Genomic DNA, 2485 nt, shown 5'->3' with positions numbered 1-2485 from the left:
AGCTCCTGCGCGCCGGCGACGCCGGCCCACACGAGCGCGGCGGCCGCCGCGACGCGCGCGGCGAGGAGGGCGGGGGAGCGCAGCGCGGTCACTGGATCCTCACGAGGCCGGGGGCGGCGACCGTCCCCTCGAGCCGGCGGCGGGCGTCGACCTTCACGGCCACGCGCGCGCCCACCGGCGCGTCCTGCGTCGCCGTGCCGGCCATGCGCAGCTCGATCCCGGCGTCGCGCCACACGACGGCGACCTTCTCGCCGGCGCGCACGGCCGCGGGCGGCGCGATGGCGGGGGTGCGGAGGACCTCGCCGGCGGCGATCACGCGGCGGGTGGTCCAGCCGACGAGCGGCGAGCGGCGAGCGGCGAGCGTCGAGCGCGCACCGCCGTCCCGGATGTCCTCGCTCGCCAGCACGTGCCCACGCGGGAGATCGCGCGCCGCCACCGTCTGGGCGCGCACGGGAGTACCCGCCACGAGCAGGCCGGCGGCCACCAGGAGCGCCCGGCTCGACGCTCGACGCTCCACGCTCGACGCTCCCGTCATCACCGCACCAGGTTGTTCGCGATCTCCAGCATCGACTCGCTGTTCTTGATCGCCTTCGAGTTGATCTCGTACGCCCGCATCGCCGTGATCATGTCCACCATCTCCTGCACGATCTCGACGTTGCTCCCCTCCAGCGCGCCCTGCACCACGCGCCCCATCCCCTCCTCCTGCGGGAAGCCGACGGTCGGCTCGCCCGAGGCGGGGGTGGGCTGATACAGGTTCTCGCCGAGCGCCTGCATGCCGGCCGGGTTGGCAAAGCGCGCCAGCTCGAGGCGCCCGATCTCCTGCGGCTCCGCGCTCTGGTTGCCGCGCACCGCGGTCACGATCCCGGTGCGCGAGATCGTGATCGTCGAGGCGTCGCTCGGCACGCGGATCGCCGGCTGCAGCGGGTAGCCCTGCGACGTGACGAGCGTCCCCTGGTCGCTGATCTGGAACGAGCCGTCGCGCGTGTACGCGGTCTGCCCGCCCCCGGTCTGCACCTGGAAGAAGCCCTCGCCCTCGATCGCCAGGTCGAGCGGGCGGTTGGTCGTCTCCATCGTCCCCTGGCTGTGCAGGCGCTGCACGCCGGCCAGCCGCGTCCCGCGCCCGATCTGGATCGCCGGGGCGGTCTGGTTCTCGGGGTCGCCGATGACGGCCGAGCCCTGGACGGTCTGGTAGAGCAGGTCCTCGAACTGCGCGCGGCTGCGCTTGAAGCCCGTCGTGTTGACGTTCGCCAGGTTGTTGGCGATGACCTCGGTGCGGAGCTGCTGCGCCATCATGCCGCTCGCGGCGGCGCGGAGGGCCGGATCCATGGTGGTGTCTCGTGGGGATGGGTCTGTCGTGCGGGGCGCTGCGGGATGCGGGCTGCGGATTCGTGCGTCGGTCCGACCCGCTGCCCGCAGTCCGCAGCGTCGGGCGCGAGGAGGTCCGCGCTACACGGGCCTGCCGAGGTCCGACGCCGCCGTCCCGCGCACCTCGTCGAGCGTGGTCACGGCCTTCTGCACGCTCGCGTACGCGCGCTGCACGGCGATCATGTCGACCATCGCGCTCACGGGGTTCACGTTGCTCTCCTCCACGGCGCCCTGGCGCACGCGGCGGTCGGCCGGCGGCACCGCGGCGCGCCCGGCGTCGGGGACGAGCAGCGTCCCCCCCTCGTGCTGCAGCTCCGCCCCCGCGCCCGCGCGCTCGACGCGCAGCCGGTCGACGGGCTTCCCGTCCATCGAGACGGCGCCGTCGTTCGCGACCGCGAGCGTCGCGCCCGGGGGGACGACCACCGGCCCGCGCTCGCCGAGCAGCGGGTTGCCCGCGCCGTCCACCAGCCGCCGCTCCGCGTCGAGCTGCAGCGAGCCGCCGCGCGTGAAGCGCTCGCCGGCGGGCGTCTGCACGACGAGGAAGCCGTCGCCCTGGATCGCGACGTCGAGCGGGTTGCCGGTCGGCTTGAGCGCGCCCGACGTCAGGTCGGTCGCGGTCTGCGCGGCCGGCAGCGCCGCGCCGTTGCTCCCCAGCAGGCGCGCGAACACGCGCTCCGCCTTGAAGCCGTCGGTCGAGGCGTTGGCCAGGTTGTGGGCCACGATCTCGGAGCGGCGTTCCCAGTAGCGCAGGGAGGCCGCGGCGCTCGCGAGGCCGGTGGTGGGGGGCATGGCGGGAGGGGAGAGGGGGGAGCTTCCACCATCCCGGAAAAGCAACCGGCGGGCCCTGCCGGAGCCCGCCGATCGAAACCGCCCAAGTCGTTGTCGTTGCTCGTCTTGCGTCGTGCGTCCCGGCGCCGCCCGGGGCGCCCGGCGGTCGGCAGGAGTTGCCGCCCCGGCTAGACCTGCCGGGCCGCCTGGAGGTTCAGCGACAGCGCCACCGCGTCGCGCGACAGCCCGGTGCGGCGCGCGATCTCCGAGCGCGCCACGCCGTCGGCGGCCAGCGCCGGGACCCGCGCCACGCGGCCGCGCCCAGCCCGAGCCCCAGCGCCGCCAGCGCCGG

General features: G+C 75.5%; 3 protein-coding genes. All 3 read right to left on the bottom strand.

What is annotated here, in order from left to right; all coding sequences use genetic code 11:
• Positions 1-88 precede the first annotated feature (88 nt).
• The 3 genes from flgA to PYV61_RS24120 all read right to left on the bottom strand — a co-directional run bounded on the left by flgA (position 89) and on the right by PYV61_RS24120 (position 2154).
• Entirely contained in the window at positions 89-535 is a 447-nt protein-coding gene (gene flgA / locus PYV61_RS24130) for a flagellar basal body P-ring formation chaperone FlgA (protein ID WP_275836427.1), read from the bottom strand.
• Complete coding sequence (flgG, locus tag PYV61_RS24125) at positions 535-1326, bottom strand: flagellar basal-body rod protein FlgG (RefSeq protein ID WP_275836426.1); 792 nt, start codon at positions 1324-1326, stop codon at positions 535-537. The genes flgA and flgG overlap by 1 nt, the downstream gene beginning before the upstream one ends.
• A 120-nt stretch (positions 1327-1446) precedes the next feature.
• Positions 1447-2154: a flagellar hook-basal body protein gene (locus PYV61_RS24120; RefSeq protein ID WP_275836425.1), complete on the bottom strand. Its 708-nt coding sequence runs from the start codon at positions 2152-2154 to the stop codon at positions 1447-1449.
• Positions 2155-2485 lie beyond the last annotated feature (331 nt).

It is taken from the genome of Roseisolibacter sp. H3M3-2, from assembly GCF_029211165.1.
Lineage (GTDB): Bacteria > Gemmatimonadota > Gemmatimonadetes > Gemmatimonadales > Gemmatimonadaceae > Roseisolibacter.
The sequence above is the reverse complement of the archived record's forward strand: the minus strand, read 5'-3'. Positions and strand labels throughout refer to the sequence as shown.